The sequence below is a fragment of the Flavobacterium microcysteis genome (genome assembly GCF_006385255.1).
In the GTDB taxonomy this organism is placed as follows: Bacteria; Bacteroidota; Bacteroidia; order Flavobacteriales; family Flavobacteriaceae; genus Flavobacterium; species Flavobacterium microcysteis.
On record NZ_VFJE01000052.1, the window covers coordinates 14033 to 37211 of the forward strand.

23 protein-coding genes are annotated in these 23179 nt (G+C 34.9%); 12 read left to right on the forward strand and 11 right to left on the reverse strand.

Going from position 1 to position 23179, the window contains the following annotated elements:
- Positions 1–57: 57 nt before the first annotated feature.
- Both FJA49_RS05565 and FJA49_RS05570 read left to right on the forward strand, forming a co-directional pair.
- Positions 58–1071, forward strand: a complete 1014-nt coding sequence (locus FJA49_RS05565) for an alpha/beta hydrolase (protein ID WP_139999715.1) — start codon at positions 58–60, stop codon at positions 1069–1071.
- Complete coding sequence (locus tag FJA49_RS05570; RefSeq protein ID WP_139999717.1) at positions 1061–3151, forward strand: outer membrane beta-barrel family protein; 2091 nt, start codon at positions 1061–1063, stop codon at positions 3149–3151. The genes FJA49_RS05565 and FJA49_RS05570 overlap by 11 nt, the downstream gene beginning before the upstream one ends.
- 55 nt (positions 3152–3206) lie before the next feature.
- Here the strand turns inward: FJA49_RS05570 and FJA49_RS05575 are convergent, their stop codons facing one another.
- On the reverse strand, positions 3207–3803 hold the full coding sequence (locus FJA49_RS05575; protein ID WP_139999719.1) for an RsmD family RNA methyltransferase: 597 nt from the start codon (positions 3801–3803) through the stop codon (positions 3207–3209).
- Positions 3804–4622, reverse strand: coding sequence for a DUF3822 family protein (locus tag FJA49_RS05580; protein WP_139999721.1), 819 nt, complete (start codon positions 4620–4622; stop codon positions 3804–3806).
- Positions 4623–4728: 106 nt separating this feature from the next.
- Between FJA49_RS05580 and FJA49_RS05585 the strand changes: the two genes are divergently transcribed.
- The 3 genes from FJA49_RS05585 (at position 4729) to FJA49_RS05595 (ending at position 7604) form a co-directional block, all read left to right on the forward strand.
- A complete protein-coding gene (locus tag FJA49_RS05585; protein WP_139999723.1) occupies positions 4729–6150 on the forward strand; it encodes an ATP-dependent DNA helicase in 1422 nt (473 codons plus the stop codon).
- A gap of 176 nt (positions 6151–6326) precedes the next feature.
- On the forward strand, positions 6327–7052 hold the full coding sequence (gene kdsB, locus FJA49_RS05590; protein ID WP_139999725.1) for a 3-deoxy-manno-octulosonate cytidylyltransferase: 726 nt from the start codon (positions 6327–6329) through the stop codon (positions 7050–7052).
- A 234-nt stretch (positions 7053–7286) separates the two neighbouring features.
- Positions 7287–7604 (forward strand): PKD domain-containing protein, encoded by a 318-nt coding sequence (locus FJA49_RS05595; RefSeq protein WP_158629446.1) that lies wholly within the window; start codon positions 7287–7289, stop codon positions 7602–7604.
- A gap of 34 nt (positions 7605–7638) precedes the next feature.
- Here the strand turns inward: FJA49_RS05595 and FJA49_RS05600 are convergent, their stop codons facing one another.
- Positions 7639–8301, reverse strand: coding sequence for a spermidine synthase (locus FJA49_RS05600; RefSeq protein ID WP_139999729.1), 663 nt, complete (start codon positions 8299–8301; stop codon positions 7639–7641).
- Positions 8302–8359: 58 nt separating this feature from the next.
- On the opposite strand from FJA49_RS05600, the gene FJA49_RS05605 reads away from it, so the two are divergent.
- Entirely contained in the window at positions 8360–8911 is a 552-nt protein-coding gene (locus tag FJA49_RS05605; RefSeq protein ID WP_139999732.1) for a 1-acyl-sn-glycerol-3-phosphate acyltransferase, read from the forward strand.
- A 70-nt stretch (positions 8912–8981) separates the two neighbouring features.
- Positions 8982–9995 (forward strand): hypothetical protein, encoded by a 1014-nt coding sequence (locus tag FJA49_RS05610; protein ID WP_139999734.1) that lies wholly within the window; start codon positions 8982–8984, stop codon positions 9993–9995.
- A 70-nt stretch (positions 9996–10065) separates the two neighbouring features.
- Here the strand turns inward: FJA49_RS05610 and FJA49_RS05615 are convergent, their stop codons facing one another.
- Positions 10066–10458: a helix-turn-helix domain-containing protein gene (locus FJA49_RS05615; RefSeq protein WP_139999736.1), complete on the reverse strand. Its 393-nt coding sequence runs from the start codon at positions 10456–10458 to the stop codon at positions 10066–10068.
- Between the two features lie 305 nt (positions 10459–10763).
- Here FJA49_RS05615 and FJA49_RS05620 point away from each other — a divergent pair, with 305 nt between their 5' ends.
- The 4 genes from FJA49_RS05620 (at position 10764) to FJA49_RS05635 (ending at position 15664) form a co-directional block, all read left to right on the forward strand.
- Complete coding sequence (locus FJA49_RS05620) at positions 10764–11918, forward strand: M14 family metallopeptidase (protein ID WP_139999738.1); 1155 nt, start codon at positions 10764–10766, stop codon at positions 11916–11918.
- 77 nt (positions 11919–11995) lie between these two features.
- On the forward strand, positions 11996–12475 hold the full coding sequence (locus FJA49_RS05625) for an Lrp/AsnC family transcriptional regulator (RefSeq protein ID WP_056067456.1): 480 nt from the start codon (positions 11996–11998) through the stop codon (positions 12473–12475).
- A gap of 78 nt (positions 12476–12553) precedes the next feature.
- Positions 12554–15139: a phosphoenolpyruvate carboxylase gene (locus FJA49_RS05630; protein ID WP_139999740.1), complete on the forward strand. Its 2586-nt coding sequence runs from the start codon at positions 12554–12556 to the stop codon at positions 15137–15139.
- A 6-nt stretch (positions 15140–15145) separates the two neighbouring features.
- A complete protein-coding gene (locus tag FJA49_RS05635; RefSeq protein WP_139999742.1) occupies positions 15146–15664 on the forward strand; it encodes a DinB family protein in 519 nt (172 codons plus the stop codon).
- On the opposite strand, the gene FJA49_RS05640 is transcribed toward FJA49_RS05635, so the two are convergent.
- The 6 genes from FJA49_RS05640 to aroB all read right to left on the reverse strand — a co-directional run bounded on the left by FJA49_RS05640 (position 15659) and on the right by aroB (position 20459).
- Complete coding sequence (locus tag FJA49_RS05640; RefSeq protein WP_139999744.1) at positions 15659–15976, reverse strand: hypothetical protein; 318 nt, start codon at positions 15974–15976, stop codon at positions 15659–15661. The two genes, FJA49_RS05635 and FJA49_RS05640, sit on opposite strands and share 6 nt — an antisense overlap.
- Positions 15977–16187: 211 nt before the next feature.
- Positions 16188–16589: a DNA primase gene (locus FJA49_RS18390; protein ID WP_158629447.1), complete on the reverse strand. Its 402-nt coding sequence runs from the start codon at positions 16587–16589 to the stop codon at positions 16188–16190.
- A gap of 10 nt (positions 16590–16599) precedes the next feature.
- Positions 16600–17571, reverse strand: coding sequence for a deoxyhypusine synthase family protein (locus FJA49_RS05650; protein WP_139999750.1), 972 nt, complete (start codon positions 17569–17571; stop codon positions 16600–16602).
- A gap of 126 nt (positions 17572–17697) precedes the next feature.
- Positions 17698–19098 (reverse strand): type III PLP-dependent enzyme domain-containing protein, encoded by a 1401-nt coding sequence (locus FJA49_RS05655; RefSeq protein WP_139999752.1) that lies wholly within the window; start codon positions 19096–19098, stop codon positions 17698–17700.
- Between the two features lie 56 nt (positions 19099–19154).
- Entirely contained in the window at positions 19155–19334 is a 180-nt protein-coding gene (locus tag FJA49_RS05660) for a hypothetical protein (protein WP_139999755.1), read from the reverse strand.
- A gap of 57 nt (positions 19335–19391) precedes the next feature.
- Positions 19392–20459: a 3-dehydroquinate synthase gene (gene aroB / locus FJA49_RS05665; RefSeq protein WP_139999757.1), complete on the reverse strand. Its 1068-nt coding sequence runs from the start codon at positions 20457–20459 to the stop codon at positions 19392–19394.
- A gap of 146 nt (positions 20460–20605) precedes the next feature.
- Between aroB and FJA49_RS05670 the strand changes: the two genes are divergently transcribed.
- Positions 20606–21775 (forward strand): proline dehydrogenase family protein, encoded by a 1170-nt coding sequence (locus FJA49_RS05670; protein WP_139999759.1) that lies wholly within the window; start codon positions 20606–20608, stop codon positions 21773–21775.
- A 94-nt stretch (positions 21776–21869) separates the two neighbouring features.
- Here the strand turns inward: FJA49_RS05670 and FJA49_RS05675 are convergent, their stop codons facing one another.
- Entirely contained in the window at positions 21870–23174 is a 1305-nt protein-coding gene (locus FJA49_RS05675; RefSeq protein ID WP_139999761.1) for a 3-coathanger stack domain-containing protein, read from the reverse strand.
- Positions 23175–23179 lie beyond the last annotated feature (5 nt).

A 23179-nucleotide genomic window follows, 5' to 3' on the forward strand; every position in this document is an offset into this window, starting at 1 on the left:
TCTGTTTTTAAACCAATTTTGCTACTGACGATATACAAACAATTTCAAATTGCAAAAATGCATACTAAACTAGTACTTATAATCATGCTGCTGTTTTCAAAAATCTATTCCTATTCTCAGAAAATCCCGGAAGATTTCGGTTACAGGCATATTGCCATGAAATACCAGGACGATCCGGTTGATATTATTGTTATCTCTAAAAAAGGCGAAGAAAAGATAGCCAAGCCTATTTTCTTTTTTTGTCAGGGAAGTTTGCCACAGCCTGTGGTTAAATATGACGAAAAAGGACTTTATGGGACGTTGCCATTTGATGAGAATCCCTTTTTAGAAGCCTATCATATTGTTATTGTAGGAAAACCATTTATACCTATTATTTCTGATGTCAATAAATTGGGAAAAGACTATATGTATTTAAAAGACATAGAAAAGGAAATGCCACCAAAAGGATATACTGAAAGAAACTACCTGGACTATTATGTGTTTCGGAACAACTTCGTGCTAAAACAATTGGCTAAAGAACGTTGGGTAAAAAATAAAAAACTGGTGGTAGTCGGACATTCGGAAGGAAGTTCTGTTGCTGCAAAAATGACTTCAATCAACAAAAAAATCACCCACCTGATTTATTCCGGAGGTAATCCGTATGGAAGAATAATGAACATTTTGGCCCAGAGTAGGAGCTTTGACAGTGATTCTGTTGATGAAGGAAAAAATACGATTGAACATTGGAAAAAAGTTGTCGCACATTCTAATGATACGAATCTAACCAATGGAGATACGTATAAGACAACCTATAGCTTTTCGTTGCCTCAAAAAGAAAACCTGATTCGCTTGAACATTCCGGTACTGGTTTCTTACGGAACCAAAGATTGGTCGGCTCCGTTTAACGATTTATTTCAGATTGAAGCCATACGGGAAAAGAAAGACAATTGTACTTTTATGAGCTATCTGAATTTAGAGCATAATTATTTCCCTATAAATGTGGATGGAACGGTTAACTATGAAGTCTATAATTGGGATAAAATTGCGGCTGATTGGTTAAACTGGCTAAATAATTCTGACAATGAAGGTTAGAATCGTATTGGCTTTACTGCTGTTGGCAAGTAGCGCTTCTTTTGCCCAGGAAACAGAAAAAGACACTCTCAATCAAATGGAAGAAGTTGTTATTGAAGGAAACACTAAAACATATATTTATAAAAACGGAAACATTAAGATAGATATAGCAAATTCAATCCATAAGACGGTTTCCAATACTTTGGATCTTTTGTCAAGACTTCCTAAAATCCAGATAAGCCCGGATAGGGAAAAAATTACGGTTATAGGAAAAGGAGCACCGCTAATATACATAGATAACCAGAAAGTCGAAATGAATGATTTGGAAGCGTTATCTGTGGAAGATATCAAAACGATAGAAATCATTGATAATCCATCATCAAAATATGAAGCCGAAGGGCGGTCTGTCATATTGATTACCAGAAAGACAAGCAAAAAAGAAGGCTTTCAGTTGGTCTTTACAGAAAATGCAGCCTTTAAAAAGAAGTTTAATAATTATCTGGGACTGAATTCCAGTCTGAAATTAAGCAAAACGGAATTTAAGGCGAATTTCAATTACAATAGGTTAAATCCGTGGGAAAGCAATGGTAGTGATTATACCATTCCTGCTAAGGCTATTGAATCCAATTACCGGGTTGCAGGTTACACTAAAAGGGATAAATACGTTTATGGTGTGGGAGTTTATCATAAGATTAATGAAGAAGAAGATTTTTCATTTACCACAAACGGAACTTATAAAGATGATGATTTCGATTTTTCTACAAAAACACATAACAAAATAGGAGAAGAACAAAATCGCATACAAACTTTAGGAAAAAGCAAAGAGCACGAAAGCTTTATCAATTCATTTTTTAATTATAACAAGAAAATAACCAATTGGAATGCTTCTCTTTTTGCGGGTTTGCAGTATTCCAATTATAGCTCAGGATCATTTACAAGCGCTTTGAATAATTACAACGAAACAACCTACCAGCCTTTCCAGCAAACACAAGATGATTTTAATGTAGATGTTTTCTCGGGGCGGATTGATTTTGAAAAGAAATTCAAAAATGAAATGAAGTGGGAGATGGGAGCACAGCATTCTTCAGCCATTGCCCATACAGATTTGAAGATTAAAAATTTTGAGCAGGATTTGGCTTCCAATTCAAAGTACAAACTCAAAGAAAAAAATACTGCTGCCTATGCCCAATTATCAGGAAGCTTTATGAAGATTTCCTGGATGGCAGGTGTGAGGGCAGAAAACACGAGGATTTTAGGTCGCTATGAGGGAGAACCGACTTCTGTTGATAAAAACTACACTACTTTATTTCCGAAAGCTGAGTTGAGTATGCCTATAGACAGTACAAAAACGCTAAACCTGAATTATGGAAGAAGTATTTCCAGACCGGATTATTCATCAACAAGTCAAGGCATTACTTATATCAATCCGTATTTTGCCTTTGCTACTAATATCAATCTAAATCCATCTATTACGAGTGAATTAGCGGCTAATTTTCAATACAAAGACAAATCGGTGAAGTTTAGCTATTACGAAAACAGCAATGTAATAAACTACGGTTTTCTATATAATGAACCTCAAAATTTATTGATATACCGACCACAAAATTTTGAAAAAGAAACAGGATACAATCTGGAATTTGTATTGCCTTTTAGTAGCGGTTTCTGGTCATCAAACAATACAATCAGCCTTATTTTAAATAAAATTGAAGATACTTCAGCAGTGATTGGAGATACTAAACCGTATGCGTATTATTATTCCAATCATGTTTTTAAGTTGAAAAATGAATTGCAGTTTTCTGTAACCGGCTGGGGACTAACTAGCAGAAATGAGGGCGTTTTTCAAAGAAATTCTTATTTCCAGTTGGATTTGGCAGCATCTAAGACCTTTTTCAAAAACCTTTCCTGTACGGTCAATTACAACAATGTGTTTATGAACAGAACCTTTACAGAAAATTTTGAAGTCAGTAAAGTACGTTCTAACGCCATCTTTTTCGTAGATAACTGCGAATTCTCAATAGCAATCCGATATACCTTTGGAAAGATAAAAGACTCTATTTATAAAGAAAAAGAAGTAAATGAAAATTCAGGAAGGATAAAATGATTCCGCAGATTTCCTCATCAATCAAAAATCACAAAAAAACAGTTAAGTCTGCGGATTATCCTTCGTCGTCCTCCGTAATTTCAGCTTCATTTCTTAATTCTTCATCCTCACCGCTGTTAATTTCAAAAAATGAAAAAACAGAGCCGCCATAGACTTTTTTGAAAGAAAAATTAATCATGTGATCCAGCTTCGTATATTTTGAATGTTCGATAATCATCATGCCGTCTTCTTCAAGAAGTTCGTTGGCAAAGATAAGTTCTACCAGTTTTTCAAATGTAGCCTGGTCAAGATCATAAGGAGGGTCGGCAAAAATAATGTCGTAAGAAGCTTTATTCTTTTCAACAAACTTAAATACATCGCTTTTGACACCTGCAATACCAAAACCAAACTCGTCAGCTGTCTGTTTGATGAACTTTACACAGCCAAAATCACCATCGACGCTCGTAATAGTCTCGCAGCCGCGTGAAGCAAATTCATAGCTAATGTTACCTGTTCCTGCAAACAGGTCTAAAACTTTCAATCCGTTGAAATTGAAATAGTTGTTCAATACGTTGAACAGGGCTTCCTTGCTCATGTCTGTTGTTGGACGGACCGGCAGGCCTTTTGGAGGCGAAATTCGCCTTCCTTTATATTTCCCGGATATGATTCTCATTTATGAGTTGAATAAGATAAAATATTTTAAATTTTCCAGTGTTGAAAAATCATTGTGCTTTTGCGTATGGAACACATTCATTAAGGATATGTTCCTGATATATCGGTAGGCAATCTTAAATAGATCGCTTTCTTCTGAAATTTCGCCCAGCAATTGTAATTTGAAGGTTTCAGGGTTCAGTTTTAACTGTTCTGCTGTAAAAAGAATATAGTAGATAAAATCCTCTTTGGTCTGATATTCAAATGAATTAAACAGTAAAAGCTTTTGGTTTTCGATCACTACAATTTCAAAATGTTCTTTTCCTACATGTACAAATAGCTGCGTTTCTGAAACATTCTTTGAATTTTCCAGAATTTTCTGTACTAAAATGCTATTAACATGCAGATAATCAAAACTATCAAACTGGTCAAGCAGATAGTTGTTGAAATTGACATACGGAATGTAGGTATTCACCATATCAAAAGGTTCAAGAACGTCAAAGGCAAAAAAATCAGATTCAAAAACTTTGGTACTGTATTGGAGATAGCTTCCTAAATAATTTTCATCAAACATTGCTTTTGGCACAAAAGAAGAAAGATTGTTTTCATGAAGGACAACTACTTCGTCATAGGTTGCCGTTAGTTCTTTATGGTTTACAAAAGCTTGCCAATAATGGTCTTCTACTTTGATGGATTTTTCAAAATCATTAAAATCGACTTCTTTGACAAACAGAACGGTCTGATTCAAAGTATCAAAACAGCAAAATCGGAATCCATTCAAAGATACTTGAATGGAAAGTTTCCTGTATTTTTTTTCTGTTATGTTTGTGTTAGCCGACATTGATTTTTTCTGATGTTGGCAAACTTACAATTTTTTGTGGCATACTCCTCATATTTATAGGGCAAAACTTCTCTTAAATCTATAACTTTACGGCAAATAATAAACCATGAATTCTGCATTTTTCTATAAAACCCTTACGTCGAAGTTTCCGTTTAATCCAACAGTCAAACAGGATATCTTCTTCCAGAAAATTGCTGAATTTTTGACCAATAGCAAACAGGATGAAATCTTCGTGCTAAAAGGGTATGCCGGAACTGGAAAAACAACCGTAATTTCTACTTTGGTTAACAATCTTACTGAAATTAATAAAAAATACGTGCTTTTGGCACCAACTGGTCGTGCGGCAAAGGTTATCGCTAATTATTCTCAAAAACCGGCATATACCATCCACAAAAAAATCTATTATCCAAAAACAAAAAGCGGAGGAGTGACTTTTACTACTCAGCAGAACAAACATAAAAATACAATTTTCATCGTTGATGAATCGTCTATGATTTCAGATTCAAGCAATGAAACCAGTATGTATGAAAACGGTTCACTGTTAGACGATTTGATCTATTATGTATATTCCGGTGTCAACTGCAAGATGATTCTTTTAGGGGATACAGCACAGCTACCGCCCGTGAATCTTGATATATCACCGGCTCTGGATATTGATTTGCTGAACAGGAATTATGATATGGAAGTTGCACATATCGAATTTGATGAAGTAATGCGACAGGAAGAGGATTCCGGTATATTGTACAATGCAACAGAACTTAGAGAACAATTAGATGAAGACTTTTTTGAAGATTTTAAATTTGATGTAAAACATTTCAAAGATATTGTTCGGTTAACGGATGGTTATGACATTCAAGATGCCATCCATACAGCCTATAGCAATTATGGATTGGAAGACACTGCATTTATTGTGCGTTCTAACAAAAGGGCTAACGCTTACAACCAACAAATTCGAACAAGAATTCTCGATAAGGAAAGCGAACTTTCTACAGGCGATTTCCTCATGGTCGTAAAAAATAATTATTTTTGGCTTAAGGATTCTACCGAAACAGATTTTATAGCCAATGGTGATATTGTCGAAGTTATGGAAATCTATAAGATGCAGGAATTGTACGGTTTTAAGTTTGCTACCGTAAAAATACGGATGGTGGATTACCCAAACCAGATACCATTTGAAACAGTTTTGATTTTAGATACATTGACAAGTGAATCGGCTTCATTAACCTATGAAGAGTCAAACCGACTGTATCAGGAAGTAATGCTGGATTATGAAGATGAAAGAACAGCCTACAGGAAATTCCAGAAAGTAAAAGAAAACAGGTATTTCAATGCATTGCAGGTGAAATTTTCATACGCCATGACCTGCCACAAATCACAAGGTGGACAATGGAATACTGTATTTGTAGAACAGCCTTATTTGCCCAACGGAATCGACAGAGATTACATTCGCTGGTTATACACAGCAATTACAAGAGCTAAAGACAAATTGTATTTGATTGGCTTTAAGGATGAAAACTTTGAAGAATAGTTTATAGTTGATAGAGGATAGGCTATAGTTAGTAGATGATAGTTGATAGAGGTTAGTTGATAGTTGGGAGTGAGAAACCTCAAATCAAAAATCTTAAATCCTAAATCAAAAATCTCAAATCATAGATCACAAATCTCAAATCTTAAATCACAAATCAAAAATCAAAAATATTTAAAATGAAAATAATAGCAGTTATTCCGGCACGTTACGCTTCAACCCGATTTCACGCCAAGCTGATGCAGGATTTGGGTGGGAAAACGGTAATTACCAGAACATATGAAGCGGCTGTTTCAACGCAGCTTTTTGATGATGTTTTTGTTGCTACTGATTCTCAACTCATTTTTGATGAAATTGTTTCCAATGGAGGAAAAGCAATCATGAGCAAAAAGGAACATGAATCCGGTAGCGACAGGATAGCTGAAGCTGTTGAAAATCTGGATGTTGATATTGTTGTAAACGTGCAAGGTGACGAACCTTTTATTAATAAAGAACCACTTGAAAAACTTTTAGAAGTATTCAGAAATGATACGGCACATCAAATAGATCTGGCTTCGTTAATGCGTGAAATAAAAGATAAAGAAGAAATTGCTAACCCAAATAATGTCAAGGTAATTGTAGACCAAAGTGGTCTGGCCTTATATTTTTCCCGTTCGGTTATACCTTATCCGAGAGATGAAAATGCGGGTGTTCGTTATTTCCAGCATATTGGAATCTACGCTTTTAGAAAACCGGCGTTGATGGATTTTTATAGCCTGCCAATGAAATCTCTGGAAGCTTCAGAAAAATTAGAACAACTCCGATATCTTGAATATGGCAAGAAAATAAGAATGGTGGAAACTGTCCATGTTGGTATTGGTATTGATACGGTTGAAGATTTGGAGAAGGCTAGGAAGTTGATTTAAGATTTTGGATTTTAGATTTGTGATTTATGAGGTGGTATAGAGAAGAAAATCCGCACATAATCTGTGTAAAACATTATAAACAATGGTAATTATATATTAGTTTGTACTAAAATGATGTAAAACTATACATAAGGTTTTAAACAAAATTTAAAATAGTTACCTATCTTAGGTCTATCAAAATCAATTCTAAAAGTTATGAAAAAACTATTTCTTATAGCTATTGCAACTTTTTTTATGACGGCATGTGATAAGGATGATGCCAAGAGCGTTGTAGATTGCCTGGGCGAATCAATATTTTTAAATGCACATCATTCTATATCTGGTGAAAATCCAATGCAGGTAAATTATAGTGTTACCTATGAAGGAAGTCATACGTTGAATAATACTGTTAAATGGGATTTTGGTGATGGAACACAACAGACAGTTACTGGTACTGAAGTAAGTCATATATATTCGCAAGCAGGAAACTATAAAGCTACGGCCACTGTTAAGGTTAGTGTAAATGGTTCAACCTGCTCATCAGACCTTCATGAACATGTTACAATACAATAATGAGATTTAAGATTGCTGGAGTCTAATAATCAAATTATTTCTTTTCTATAATGATTAGCTCGTTATAGCGCTCAACTCTTGGGATGGTGCGTAAATTATAGAGTTTTAGATTGATGTTTGCCACATATTTTTTATTGCGGAGGCTGTCTTTGTTAGTAATACACATCGTATTAAAAAGAATAATTCCTTTTTCTTCTAAAAGCTCACAGATGCTTTTTTGGAAAGAATCTTCAAAAAGAAAGTCAGGCATGGTTGTATCCTGAAAAATATCGACAATAATCAGTCCGTATTTGTTTTTGTCTTTTAAAACATATTTGGAAGCATCATCAACAATGATTTCTAAATTCGGAATCTTGTTCAATCCAAAATAAGAATTGGCTATCTGTAGTACTTCAGGATCAATTTCCACTCCTGTAATCTTGCCTTTAAATCCAATTTCGTCACTTAAAGTCTTAATTACGCTTCCGCCTGCAACTCCAAGTATAAGAATGTGTTTCGTTTTTAAAACGGTATCAAACCCGATGCTTTCCAAACCTTTTCTAAGAATACGTTGTAAGCTTCCATAAGAGTAGTTGGCATTTTTAGAATCCAATACCAATTCGCCATTTGCCCAGGTAACTTCTAGATTTTTACTTACAGACGATTGCTGTTTATAGACATTTATCGGTAGGAGGTAGCTTAATATTTTTTTTAGCACAAAACTTAATTTGCCCAAAAATAAGTATAAATGTTACATTTACAGAAAATAATAAAGCATGAAGCGTATTATTTATAAACTTATCTTTTTCAAAATAATGGGATGGAGCATCAAAGGTACGATGGATCCCGAAATTAAGAAATCTATTATTATAGTAGTGCCGCATACCAGCTGGCATGATTTCTACATAGGACTTTTTGCCAGTGGCATTATCAATCTTGAAATGAACTATGTCGCTAAAAAAGAACTTTTTAAATTTCCATTTGGAGCTTATTTCCGTTGGATGGGCGGTGCACCACTCAACAGAAACTCTAGACAGAATACAGTCGAAGCCATAGCGGAGATTTTTAAAAACAGAGAAATCTTCCGATTGGCAATTGCTCCCGAAGGAACTCGAAAAAAAGTATCAGAGTGGAAGACAGGCTTTTACTACATTGCATTAAAAGCAGAAGTTCCAATAATTCCCGTTGCATTTGATTATGCCAAAAAGGAGGTAGTACTACACAATGCATATTATCCAATTGGCGATATCCAAAAAGATTTTGCAGAACTCAAAAGCAATTTTAAAGGTGTCGTAGGCAGAATTCCGGAAAACGGCTTTGACGGTTAAAATGCCATTTTAAAACCAAGCTCATTTCTTTCTCGTATCTATTGGTATCAACCTTTAAAAAACCACAATTATGAGAAAGAATTTATTTTTAGCAGGGATCTTCTGCAGTACTTTCGGATTTGTCTCGTGTAGTAATGATGATGATTCAAACGGAAATCAAGACACACAAAGACTTGAATTATTTACTTCAAGTAATACCAGCGGAACAATTACGTATACAGATATGTTAGCAACAATGCCAATGGCAAGAACTTTTGCAGTAGGTTCTGTAGATGCTGATGGTATTTATTATTATAATGATCGCGACGAAGTTATTATTGCCTCAAGAACAAACAACCGCCTTGAAGCGTATGGTAATTTTCGAAATACGTTACTCTCTCCGGCAACATCTTTGACAATGACGGCGAGTAGTACTACTGGCGATTTTACTAATGCCAGAGAAATTGCTGTTGATGGAAGCCGGGTAGTTGTAGTTCAAGATCAGGCTGAAATTAATGGAAACACGAATAAGCTTTTGGTATATCAAAGAACCGCTTCAGGATTCACATTGGAAAAAACATTTACTATAGGCTTTAAGCTATGGGGAATTGCTATTGAAAACGGAAATTTGTTTGCTGTTGTTGATCTTACGGGAGATATAGCAGTTTTTAACTCTATTTTTTCAAAACCTACGGGAACGCTGGTGGCAGACAAAAGAGTTAGCATTGAAGGACTAATAAGGACGCATGGCATTGCTTATTCTAATAATGTTATGGTCTTGACAGATGTAGGTCTAGCTACTTCAGCCACAGATGGAGGTATTGTAGTAATTGAGAATTTCAGCAATGTATTTTCTTCTACAGCATCAGGCGGTACTATTGCCTTGTCAAATCAAAAAAGAATTTATGGGCCTAATTCATTGTTAGGGAATCCGGTAGATGTTTCTTATGATAAACAGGCTAATAAAATTTATATTGCTGAAAGATTGAATGGTGGAGGACAAGTATTGAGTTTTGCATATCCAACAACGCCTCAGGCAGATGCAACACCATTGACAACAAGATTAGAACCTGGCGTAACCGGAATATACTTAAGAAGAGAATAGTTAGTTTTGTGTTTGTTATTATTGGTTTGAAAACCTCGGTCTGTAAGAGCCGAGGTTTTTTTATGGCTTGTTATTGAGGATGGTATTCTTTAAAACTACCATCTTTATAAAAGATTACGATTTTTTCAATTGTATCGTTACTAAAAGTATTTTTAGATGTAGGTACTTCTTTTATAGGATTGGATGAATTTTGAATAATCGGTTCTGAAATAGGAGTAGGTGAAGGAGTTTCATTACTTTTCGGGAAACTTCCTTTTCCATTCAGAATCCAATACAAATCAATTTCAGGAAATACATCCAGAATTTTTAATATAAAATCAAGACTCGGTTTATTTCTTCCTGATAGGAGATGGGATATACTGGAGCGCTGCACACCAATTTTATCGGCAAAAGACGAGGCTGTCAGGTTATAATAATCGAGGATTTTTTCAATCCGTTTTATAAAATCATCTGTGTTTACCATTGTAAATCGTTGAAATAAAGAAAGCGTGTTACAAATGTAAATATAAAGTAGATAGGTAGGTAGTTTACAATTGTAATTGAAGCTTTTTTATTAATGTTTAAATTTATATAATAAAACATAATAAATTGACTTTAAATAATATGAACTCAAAAACTGCTTAAAAATAAATTAATGTTAAAGTTTTTCTAATACCTATTTACTGCTGCAGTGCATTTTGTTTACAGAGTTAAATTATTTTGAATTTTTATTGATTTACAATTGTAATTGATAAGATGTTTACTTTTGTAAAACATAAATTAAGCACCATGGATTTTGAAAAAGTATTCCAAGACAACAAGGAAGAATCATTGCACGGAAGATATATTACTCTTGAGAAAATTGAGCCATTATTAAAAGTACTCAACAGGAATAATAACTTAGATATAATCGGAAAATCAGTTGAAGGAAAACCAATTTACTCGTATACAATTGGAACGGGCAAAACCAAGATATTGCTTTGGTCGCAAATGCATGGAAACGAAGGAACGACGACAAAAGCACTTTTTGACCTTTTAAACGTATTAAATGGTGAAACGGAACTGGCAAAAGAACTTAAAAGCAAGTTTTCCTTTTTGGCTATTCCTATGCTTAATCCTGATGGAGCTGAGAGATATACCCGAATTAATGCTAATGGAGTTGACTTAAATAGGGATTTTCAAGATTTAACCCAACCAGAAAGTCGTCTGCTTCGAGATCTGTATGATGATTTCAAGCCGGATTTTTGTTATAATCTTCATGACCAACGTACCATTTTTGCGGCAGGTGACATAAATAAGCCCGCAACAGTTTCCTTTTTAGCGCCTTCCTATAATGATGCAAGAGAAGTTAATGAAGTACGTATTAAAGCTATGGATGTTATTGTTGCAATGGATACAACTTTACAATCATTTATTCCTGGGCAAGTGGGACGTTTTGACGATGGTTTTAATTTGAATTGTGTAGGCGATACCTTTACCTATCTGGGATCTCCTACAATTTTATTCGAGGCCGGACATTATCAGGAAGATTATCAGAGAGAAATGACACGAAAATTTATTTTTATCGCATTAGTCTCTGGACTGAAATATATTTACGAAAACGATATAGTTCTCAATGAAACGGAAAAATATTTCAATATTCCTCAAAACAAACCAGTTTTTTACGACTTCATTTATAAAAATATCAAAATTTTCTATGATAATAAACAAATTATTACGAATTTTGCAATTCAATTTACGGAGGTTTTGAATGAGGGAAAAATTGAATTTGTGGCCTTCATTGTCGAAATAGGTGAGCTGACACAAAACTTTGGACATTTTGAATATGATGCAAAAGGAGCTTCCTATTCCGATGGACAAGACAATATTCCGAAATTGGGTCAAAAAGCTGAGTTTTATTTATCAGAAAAAGTTAAAATTGTTAACGGATTGCCAAATGTTTAACGATTCGCTTTTTTTATTTAAAAAAAATTAATTTTTTTGTAGTCGAATTTTGAAAACAAATACAAACATAAAATTATATGAATAAGTTTCGTTTAGATGAAGTTGATCATCAGATATTAGATATGCTGATAGACAATACAAGAGTTCCTTTTACAGATATAGCAAAAAAATTACTAATCTCTGCAGGAACTGTCCATGTGAGAGTTAAGAAAATGGAAGAAGCTGGTATTATCATGGGTTCATCTTTGACCTTGAATTACGAGAAATTAGGATATTCTTTTATCGCCTATGTAGGGGTTTTTCTTCACAACACTTCACAGACTAAATTTGTATTGGAAAGAATTAATGAAATTCCTTTTGTTACTGTAGCACACGTAACTACAGGAAAGTTCAATATCTTCTGTAAAATCCGTGCAATGGATACAAAACATGCAAAAGAAGTAATCTTTATGATTGACGATATCGAAGGTGTATACAGAACAGAGACTATGATTTCTCTTGACGAAAGTATCAACGACAAAAAACGTTTGATGCATACAATTTTCAAGGATATGTAATCTTTTGATAAGAATAATTTAAGACCCTCTTGTGAAAACTTGAGGGTTTTTTTATTAATTTAATACAAAATTACACCCATGTACACTTCCCCGAGATTAGAGAGGTTTGAAGAAAACGTACTCGCTAAATACCAGATATATAACAGTATTCTGATTACACTTCCGTTTGATAATATTGGCAATACCGGAATTATGCTTCCGCTTTTTGCTGAAGTTTGTGAGTCGGGATTTAAAAAAGAATGGAACCCGCAGCAAATTGTAGATTTTTTCTCTGAAAAATATTTGGATAATGCTTCCGAAAAAGAAAAAATTGACCTGATGTTTCGGTTTATCCAATATGTAGAAAGGCAAGTGGTTTTATTTGATGCTATTGAAGATGCTGCTTTTTCTGTTGTTAACAATCTTGATGGAGAAAATTCGCTACGGAATACAAAAGACAAGGCAGAATCTAAAGATAGTCTGGAAGAACTAAAAGCTTTTTTTGAAGAATTTAAAATTCGCACTGTCCTCACAGCGCACCCGACACAGTTTTATCCGGGTTCGGTTTTAGGAATTATCACCGACCTTGAAGATGCTATCAGAAGCAATAATCTGAAAAGAATGCGTGAATTACTGGCGCAGCTAGGAAAAACACCATTCATCAAAAAAGAAAAACCGACCCCTTTTGACGAAGCAGTCAGCTTGACTTGGTATCTTGAAAACGTTTTTTATGAAACGGCAGGAAAAATGATGCATTTCTTCCAGAAAAACATTTATGATGGAGAATTGCCTAAAAATCAAATCCTAAATCTAGGATTCTGGCCAGGAGGCGATCGCGATGGAAATCCTTTTGTGACAACCGATATTACATTACAGGTAACTGAAAGATTACGTACTTCTATACTAAAATGTTATTACAGAGATATTCGGGATTTGAAAAGAAAACTGACTTTTCATCAGGTGGATATGCTCTGGACAGAACTTGAACATAAAATTTACCGTTCCGTATTCTATTCCGAAGGTGATTTGTATATAACACTGGATGAAATGAAAGCCACGTTGTTGGACATACGCACCCGAATTATAGAAAATCACCAATCGTTATATCTTGACGATTTGGATGAATTTATCAATAAGGTCAATCTTTTTGGGTTTTACTTTGCCACTTTGGATATCCGACAAAACAGTAAAATCCATGATAAGGTTATTAAAGACATAGTAAAAATTACAAACGAACACAACTTGTCTGTTTTTCCAACCGATTATTCCGCATTAAATGAAAAGGAGAAATTGGATTGGCTGTCAAAAGCTGCTGCAAATCTTGACCCGGAATGGTTTGAAGATGAAATAACCAGAGCGACTGTCGAATCAATATATGCTATTCAGAAAATCCAGGAACAAAATGGAGAATTAGGAGCCAACCGATATATCATCAGTAATAACCAGAGCGCTTTAAATGTTCTGGAAACCTATACTTTATTCCGATTGTGTGGATGGGAAAACGCTCCTGTTGATATTGTTCCTCTTTTTGAAACCGTAGAGGATTTGGAAAATGCAGAACAGGTGATGAAAACGTTGTATACGAATCCGTTATATTCACAGCATTTAAAATTCCGAAACAATAAGCAGACCATTATGCTAGGTTTCTCAGATGGTACAAAAGATGGAGGTTATCTGATGGCGAATTGGAGTATTTACAAAGCCAAAGAAGCGTTAACTGCAATTTCCAGAGAGTATGGAATTGAAGTTATTTTCTTTGATGGAAGAGGCGGACCGCCAGCCAGAGGAGGAGGAAAGACGCATAAATTTTATGCTTCGCAAGGTCCGGACATAGAAAATAATGAAATACAGATAACAATACAAGGGCAGACTATTAGTTCTAATTTCGGAACTTTGGATTCTTGCCGTTATAATCTTGAAAACCTGTTAAGTGCCGGAGCGGCCAATCAGTTTTTTAATAAAGGAGAAAACAAACTTTCTGATACTGAAAAACAGACATTGGAATCGCTTTCGCAAATAAGCTATAGGGAATACTCCGATTTTAAGAACCATCCTAAATTTATCCCGTATCTGGAAAGAAGAAGTGCGCTAAAATATTATGCAATGGCAAATATAGGAAGCCGTCCTTCAAAAAGAAGCCAATCTGAGAAGCTTGATTTTAATGATCTTCGAGCTATTCCTTTTGTGGGAGCATGGAGTCAGTTGAAGCAAAATGTACCTGGTTTTTTTGGAGTAGGTTCAGCATTGAAGCATTTTGAAGATAATGGTAAGTGGCAGGAAGTTCAAGATTTGTATGATCATTCATTATTCTTTAAAACTTTGATTGAAAACAGCATGATGTCGTTGGCTAAATCATTTTTCCCGTTGACATCTTATATGAAAGATGATCCTGAATTTGGCGAATTTTGGGAAATCATTTTTAATGAATTTAAAGAAACAAAAAGACTGGTACTAAAAGTATCCGGTTTTGAAACCTTGATGGAAAACTATCCTGATGGGAAGGCCTCCATACAAATGCGGGAACAAATTGTATTGCCACTGCTCACAATTCAGCAATATGCCTTAACTAAAATAAATGAATTAAATCTAAAAGGTGGACAAGATGAAGAAATGCTGAAAATTTATGAAAAGATCGTAATGCGCTCACTTTTTGGAAATATTAATGCCAGTAGAAACTCTGCTTAAAATACTATGAAAACAGACCAATTATTACCAACAGAATTTGCACCTTATTATTCTACTTATATTTCTAAAGTAGATCAGGAAGCTAATCTGATTGAGGAACTTGAAATATCAGTTCATGAATTTATAAAATTTGTACAGAATATTCCTTTGGATAAATATGATTATCGATATGCTGAAGGAAAATGGACCATAAAAGATATCATCCAGCATTTGATGGATTCGGAAAGAATTTTTGCTTATCGTGCGCTACGAATTGCAAGAAATGATAAGACATCTTTACCAGGTTTTGAAGAAAATGATTATGCTGCTATTGCCGGTGCTGACAAAAGAAGTATTCGGGATTTACTGACAGAACTTGCCATAGTCAGACAAGCTACCATAGCGCTGTTTAATAACTTCAATGAAGAAGTTTTAAAGAGAATGGGAGTTGCATCCGGATATGACATTTCGGTAAGAGCTTTAGGTTTTATAATTATCGGACACCAAAAGCACCATCAAAAGATCTTTATGGAGCGTTACTTATAATTTTGAAAAATAGCGGGTTCCAGCAAAAAGATCAATCACCTGTACGATAGCAAACAATATAAGAGCAAATAAGAAAAGAGCGATTCCTTTTTCCTTGATGTGTTTGTTCCTGGAAAATAAAGATAGGAGGAAAAGCCCGAAGGCAATTGGGATGACGATTTTAAAACCGCGTGTAATTTCGAACATACGAAGGTAAATTCCTAAAATAGAAAGGGCCCATAAAAGAAAAATTATTTTCAGGGCAATCAGGGTTTTGAAATCAAACCATTCCTGGCAGTGTTTTTCCTTTCCGTTGCTTTTAAACAGTTGCATGATCTTATGTTTTGGTGGTAGAGTATAAATTTATAAAATATACATTTGTTTTAAGAAAAATATCGATGTATATTCATAAATATACGACAAATTACGTATAATTAAGTCTTTAATTGTTAAATACGTGATTTTTTTATTCTACTAAGGAATTATATAAATAAAAAAACGGAACTCAATTTGAGTTCCGTTTTTTTATTTATGCGGAAAGAAGTTAATCTTCGTCGTCGTCTTCATCATCAGCGATATCAGCGATATCTCTGTCTTCATCGTCCTCATCGTCATCAAGCTCGATTTTATCTTCTTTTTCATCCTCTTCATCATCGTTTGCATCATCATCATCCAAATCAAGATCTTTAATGGCTTCCATTGGTACCGTTACATCTTCTAAATCATCGTCTTCATCAAAGTTTTCGATTCTGCTGGCAAGTTTGGTGCTCACTTTTACCAGATAGATAGTGTCTTCTGTTCTAACTTCAACAGCTTCTACCAATTCGTTTTTAGCATTTTTGAAACGGATGATATTGGAGTCGTCATATCCATCAGGAAATTTTTCGACAAGCAAAGTCAGAATTTCATTGGTTAGTTTAGAATAATCTACAATAATTCTTTTCATACAATTTTTATTATAAGTCTAGTAGGTAAGCAAAAATTAATGGGGCTACAATGGTAGCATCCGACTCAATAACAAATTTTGGAGTATTAATATCAAGTTTACCCCAAGTGATTTTCTCATTTGGAACTGCTCCTGAATAGGAACCGTAGCTGGTAGTTGAATCTGAAATCTGGCAGAAGTAGCTCCAGAAAGGAACATCATGCATTTCCATATCCTGATAAAGCATAGGTACAACACAGATAGGGAAATCTCCTGCGATTCCTCCTCCAATTTGGAAGAAGCCAATACCTTTGTCGCTGTTTTTTGTATACCAGTCAGCAAGGAAAGTCATGTATTCGATTCCTGACTTCATTGTAGAAGCTTTTAGCTCGCCTTTGATAACATAAGAGGCGAAAATGTTACCCATTGTGCTGTCTTCCCAACCTGGAACGATAATAGGAAGATTTTTCTCAGCAGCGGCATACATCCAGCTATCTTTTAAGTCAATTTCATAATATTCTTCCAATACACCAGAAAGCAACATTTTGTACATGAATTCATGTGGGAAATAGCGTTCTCCTGCATCATCAGCATCTTTCCATATTTTATAGATATGCTTTTGTAATCTTCTGAAAGCTTCATGCTCAGGAATACAAGTATCTGTAACACGGTTTAATCCTCTTTCTAATAAATCCCATTCTTGTTGTGGCGTCAAATCGCGATAATTTGGAACTCTTTCATAGTGAGAATGCGCAACAAGATTCATGATATCTTCTTCCAAATTAGCTCCTGTACAGGAAATAATCTGAACTTTGTCTTTTCTAATCATTTCGGCAAAAATCTTTCCGATTTCAGCCGTACTCATGGCGCCAGCCAAAGTCACCATCATTTTTGCACCATTCTGTAATTGTTGTTCATAGGCTTTTGCCGCATCAACTACAGTGGCAGAATTGAAATGCAGGTAGTACTTCTCAATAAATTGACTGATTGGTCCTTTACTCATTTTGTTGTTTGTTAGTTTCTGTATTTAATATTTGTCCGATAGCAATTCAAAGTTGATTTTGAAAAGTGGTACACCGGATGGTTTGAAGCGGAAAAAACCCGCTTTTAATTATTTCCCAAAAATAAATTATTTTTTCGCGTAACCTAATATTTTTAAAATATCTTCTGAACTTTGTTGCTCAGAAAAAACTTCAGTAGCCAAAATACCATTTTCATCACGGTCAATCAAGATGTGTTTTGGCTGAGGAATCAGACAGTGGTGTATTCCGCCGAAGCCTCCAATAGTTTCCTGATAAGCACCTGTATTGAAAAATCCAATATACAAAGGTTTTTCTTTATTGTATTTTGGCATATAGATGGCGTTCATGTTCTGCTCAGAGTTGTAATAGTCATCACTGTCACAAGTCATTCCGCCAAGCAATACTCTTTCGTACTGATCGTTCCATCGATTGACAGCCAACATAATAAAACGCTTGTTGATTGCCCAAGTGTCTGGTAGCGTAGTAATGAAAGATGAGTCAATCATATTCCATTTCTCTCTGTCATTTTGCTGTTTTTGATACAGTACCTGATAGATAGCACCGCCGCTTTCTCCAACAGTAAACGAACCAAATTCAGTAAAGATGTTTGGCACATCTACTTCAGCTTCTTCACACGCAATTTTAATCTGATTGATGATTTCGTCAATCATATATTGGTAATCGTATTCAAAAGCAAGTGAGTTTTTGATAGGGAATCCACCGCCAATATTCAATCCGTCCAAAGTAGGACATTCTTTTTTAAGAGCGATATAAACCTTGATACACTTTACAAGCTCATTCCAGTAATAAGAGTTATCGTTAATACCGGTATTGATAAAAAAGTGAAGCATCTTAAGTTCCAGGTTTTTGTTTTCCTGAATCTGTTTTTTGTAGAAGTTCACTATGTTTTTATACCCAATACCTAATCTAGAGGTATAGAATTCAAATTTCGGTTCTTCCTCGGCAGCAATTCTGATTCCGATTTTGAATTTTCCTTTTATTTCAGCCTGAAGAAGGTCTAGTTCTTCGTAGTTGTCAATAATTGGAATGGCATTTTTATGGCCGTTATTAATTAATCGGGCAATATTAGTAATGTATTGGTCTCTTTTGAAGCCGTTACAGATTACATAAGTGCTTTTGTTTATCTTACCGTTTTCAAGAAGGTTTTCTACGATATTAATATCAAAAGCTGATGATGTTTCAATATGGATATTGTTTTTGAAAGCCTCATTCATTACAAATTCAAAGTGAGAGCTTTTTGTGCAATAGCAGTAATAGTATTTCCCTTCGTATTTGTTTTTTTCCATCGCTTTTCTAAACCAGGCTTTAGCCCGGTTGATATTGTTGGAAATTTGAGGTAAGTAAGTGAATTTCAAAGGCGTGCCATACTGTTCCACAAGTTTCATCAAGTCGATGTTATGGAATTGAAGGTTGTCTTTGTTTAGTTTAAACTCATCTTGAGGGAAATAGTAAGTTTGGTTGATTAGGTCAAAATATTTTGTATTCATTTATTTGTCAGGATTTTAGATTAAAAATAAGAAAAAAACAATTTTTAATCTAAACTTCATACCCTAATATTTGCATAAATAATAGGTAGCTTTTCCTGATACATATTTGAGTATTGAAAAATATCAAAATTATGGATGCTTTTTACACCAAAAGAGCCTTTCAGGAAATACTGAAAAGTTGCTTTGTTTTCTGCACCTGCGGCCGAAAAAGAATTGGTGTTTTGACTTTTTTTCATTTGGGCAAATGTAAAAAATATTCTAACTGATTTGCAATGATTTTTATTAAAAATATATTAAGAATTATATTCTAAAAATGCATCTATAATCAATTCGTTATCAGCTTTTTGCCCTGTTGATATGCCGCCAATTCCATCAAGAAGCGCAAATTGGATAGTTCCATATTCATTTTTCTTGTCGTGAATGAGCAATTCAAGTATAGGTTGGATGTCTTTTTCTTCAAAAACGATCCTTTCAAAAATATTATCTATTCCGTTTTTGATTTCTTCAAATTCCATATCTGAAATCAGATTTTTTCTCAATGAAATATAACTCTCTAGAATCATTCCGGCAGCAATCGCTTCACCATGGAGTAAGGATGTTTTGTTTTCGTTTTCCAGGAAATAGCTTTCGATAGCATGTCCTAAAGTATGTCCAAAATTTAGAGATTTACGCAGTCCATTTTCTTTTGGGTCTTGTGTTACGATGTTGTTTTTTATTTCAACTGATTGATAAATTAAAGTGTCTAAATCGCCTGTATTTAAATTGTTTAAGTCTAAAAATAATGACCAGTATTTTTTATCAAAAATCAATCCGTGTTTAAGCATTTCAGCTAATCCGGAACGCATTTGATTTTGCGGTAATGTCTCTAAATAGTTGGTGTCAATCAAAACCATCTGAGGTACGTTAATAACGCCGATTTGATTTTTTAGACTTCCCAGGTCGATTCCGTTTTTTCCTCCAACAGAAGCATCGACCATAGCCAATAGTGTAGTCGGTACATTAATAAAATTAATTCCTCTTTTAAATGTAGAAGCTACAAAACCGCCCATATCAGTTACGACACCGCCACCTACATTAATAACGAGGCTTTTTCTGTCAGCACCCAGTTCCGTCAGTACATTCCAAAGCTCAACACAAGTTTCGATGTTTTTGTTGGTTTCTCCCGGCTCAAATTCGACGATTTCGATATTTAAGTCGGTCTCTAGGTTGGGAAGAAATATAGGGAGGCAGTATTCGTTAGTATCGCTATCTGCTAAAATAAAGATAGAAGAATACTTATTTTCTGCCAAATGGCTGTTTAATGCTTCGTAAGCATTTTCATTAAAAAATATAGAATATCCGTTAGCTTCAATTGGTTTCATCTGATGTTTTTGAGAGGCAACTCATGACGGATCCAGATAAGCGTCATATAATTGCTTATTTGTAATTTTAAAAGGCAAAATAAGGCAATTTTTAAGAAAAAAATCACGAAGCTCTATTTATATTTGCAACATTATTAAACAAACGAATGGAAAAGATTTTCAACAATACACAAGTTGCTTTTGCGCTAAAGAGTGATACTGAACTGGATAGGGCTTATTTTCTTTTTAAAATGATTGCTTCAGAACCATTAGTACGTATTGGTACGGCAGTCACAAATTTTGCTTTAAAAGCACATTTACCTGTAGAGGGCTTGATTAGGGCAACCGTTTTTGATCACTTTTGTGGTGGAGTTAATGAAGAGGATTGTCTTACTGTAGTAGATAAAATGTTTACAAAAGGAGTTTCATCTGTTCTTGATTACTCTGTTGAAGGAAAGGAAGAAGAGGAGCAATTTGACCAGGCGCTCGAAATGACTTTAAAAACGATTGAATTTGCCAAAGAAAGACAGGCTATTCCGTTTGCTGTTTTTAAGCCTACAGGTCTGGGTAGATTTGAATTGTATGAGAGGCTAGGAGAAGGAAAAGAATTTTCGAAAGAAGAAGCTGAAGAATGGCAACGTGTCCTAAACCGATTTGATCTGGTTTGTAAAACGGCTCATGCAAAAGATGTGGCGTTATTGATCGATGCTGAAGAAAGCTGGATGCAAGATGCGGCTGACGATTTGGTATTGGAAATGATGCGTAAATACAATAAGGAAAAGGCAATTGTTTTTAATACGTTACAATTATATCGTTGGGATAGGGTAGACTACCTGAAAAAAATCCATGAGATTGCCAAAGTTGAAGGTTTTTACATCGGTATGAAGCTAGTTCGTGGTGCTTATATGGAAAAGGAAAACAAACGTGCTGAAGAAAAAGGCTATGTTTCTCCAATCTGTATTTCAAAAGAAGCGACCGATGTGAATTATGATACGGCTGTAATGTATATGGTAGAGCATTTGGAAAAAATGGCCATTTTTGCAGGAACCCATAATGAGGACAGCTCTTATAAGTTGATGAAGCTTATGGATGAAAATAATATTGAAAAAGGAGATGCTCGAGTTTGGTTCGGCCAATTGTATGGGATGAGTGATAATATTAGCTATAACCTTGCGTCAAATGGCTATAATGTTGCTAAATATCTTCCTTTTGGACCCGTTAGGGATGTGATGCCTTATTTAATCCGCAGAGCTGAGGAAAATACTTCAGTGGCAGGACAGACCAGCAGGGAATTGAACCTTATCAAAGCTGAAAGAGGTAGAAGAAAAGGGAAGTAGTTTCCTGGAATATATATATAAAAGCCGGTTTCAAACGAAACCGGCTTTTTGTTGTTAAAAGAGTTATATTTCTAGGATATAAATTGTTTCCAGATTATTTCTTAACCAGTTTTGATTTAAAAATCTTTCCATCAACAGTAGTAACCGTAACAAGATAGATGCCTTCTTTATAGTCGCTAACAGCTATATCATATTTTTCTGCTCCTTTGATTTCCTTGTCAAGCATCGTTCTTCTGTCCATCGAAACAATGGATATATGTTGTATTAAAGAAGAATTTAGCGAAATGGTTACGCTAGTGCTTGAAGGGTTTGGAAATAGGCTGATATTTTCTTCTTTTCCATTATCCTTATTTGGTTCAAGATTAGCTTCTCTTCCCACAAAGTCACTCGGGCACTCTTGGATATAGGCTCTGAATCGGGAACGATACATACTGTGGAATCCTGGCATAAGCACAATTGTATTTCCAGCATGATATATTCCGACACCTCCATCACTAGTGTTGCTGATTATACTATTTGATGCCGTTATAGAATTTGATGCTTGTCGATTATCCTGGGTTCCGATGTTTACATCATGGGTTGGAGAGACAAGGACAAGATCAGGAACACAATTTTCAACTGCAATAGAGCAGATGTCTTCTGTTACGTTATCAATTTCTGCTGCTGTCAAGCTAAAAGTGAGCTTATGAAGTAAGAATCGGGGTGTTACGCCAGGCCCATCTGGGTCGGCAGGATAAGATTCTATTGTTCCTATATAAGAACCACCGCCGCTTGCTATTGCTGCTCCAGCATTCTTTGCTTCTAAATCCCAAGTAACATCACCTGTACCGGTAACAACCATTGTAACAATAAAAGTAGCATTCCTTGTTGTTTTGAAAGAAGTGTAATTAAGGAAAGCCGGATTTGTTCCGATAGTAGTAGATAGGGCATTAACTAAATACGATCCTCCAAGAGCTCTGCCAGCATCTGTAAAAAAATAAATTACAAGAGAGTTGCCTGGTGTCTGGTTCAATGTCGTTGTTGGGCTTAGTATGTTTGCATTCGGGATACCGTCAAGTGCATTTCCGATTAATTTTAGTGATTCATGTGCAAAATCATTATTCCCGAGAGCTGTTCGCCTAGTAAAAGTTGTAGCTACGTTGGTAAAAGGAGTCTCAATCCAGATTTTGGAATCAGCTGCATTATTTGTCGATGCATATTGTACTACAGAAATTCTATTGGCGGGATTGCATGCAATCACTTTTTCCATTATAGCCTGAATAGATCCAGACATTTCACTGTACTCAGTGTCGTTAATAGAGCCGCTATTGTCTACCCAGAATATCACGTCACTTCCCTGCGAATAGCCCTTAAAGGCAAATAGCAGAAAGGAGAGGTATATTAAATATACGTTTTTCATATTGT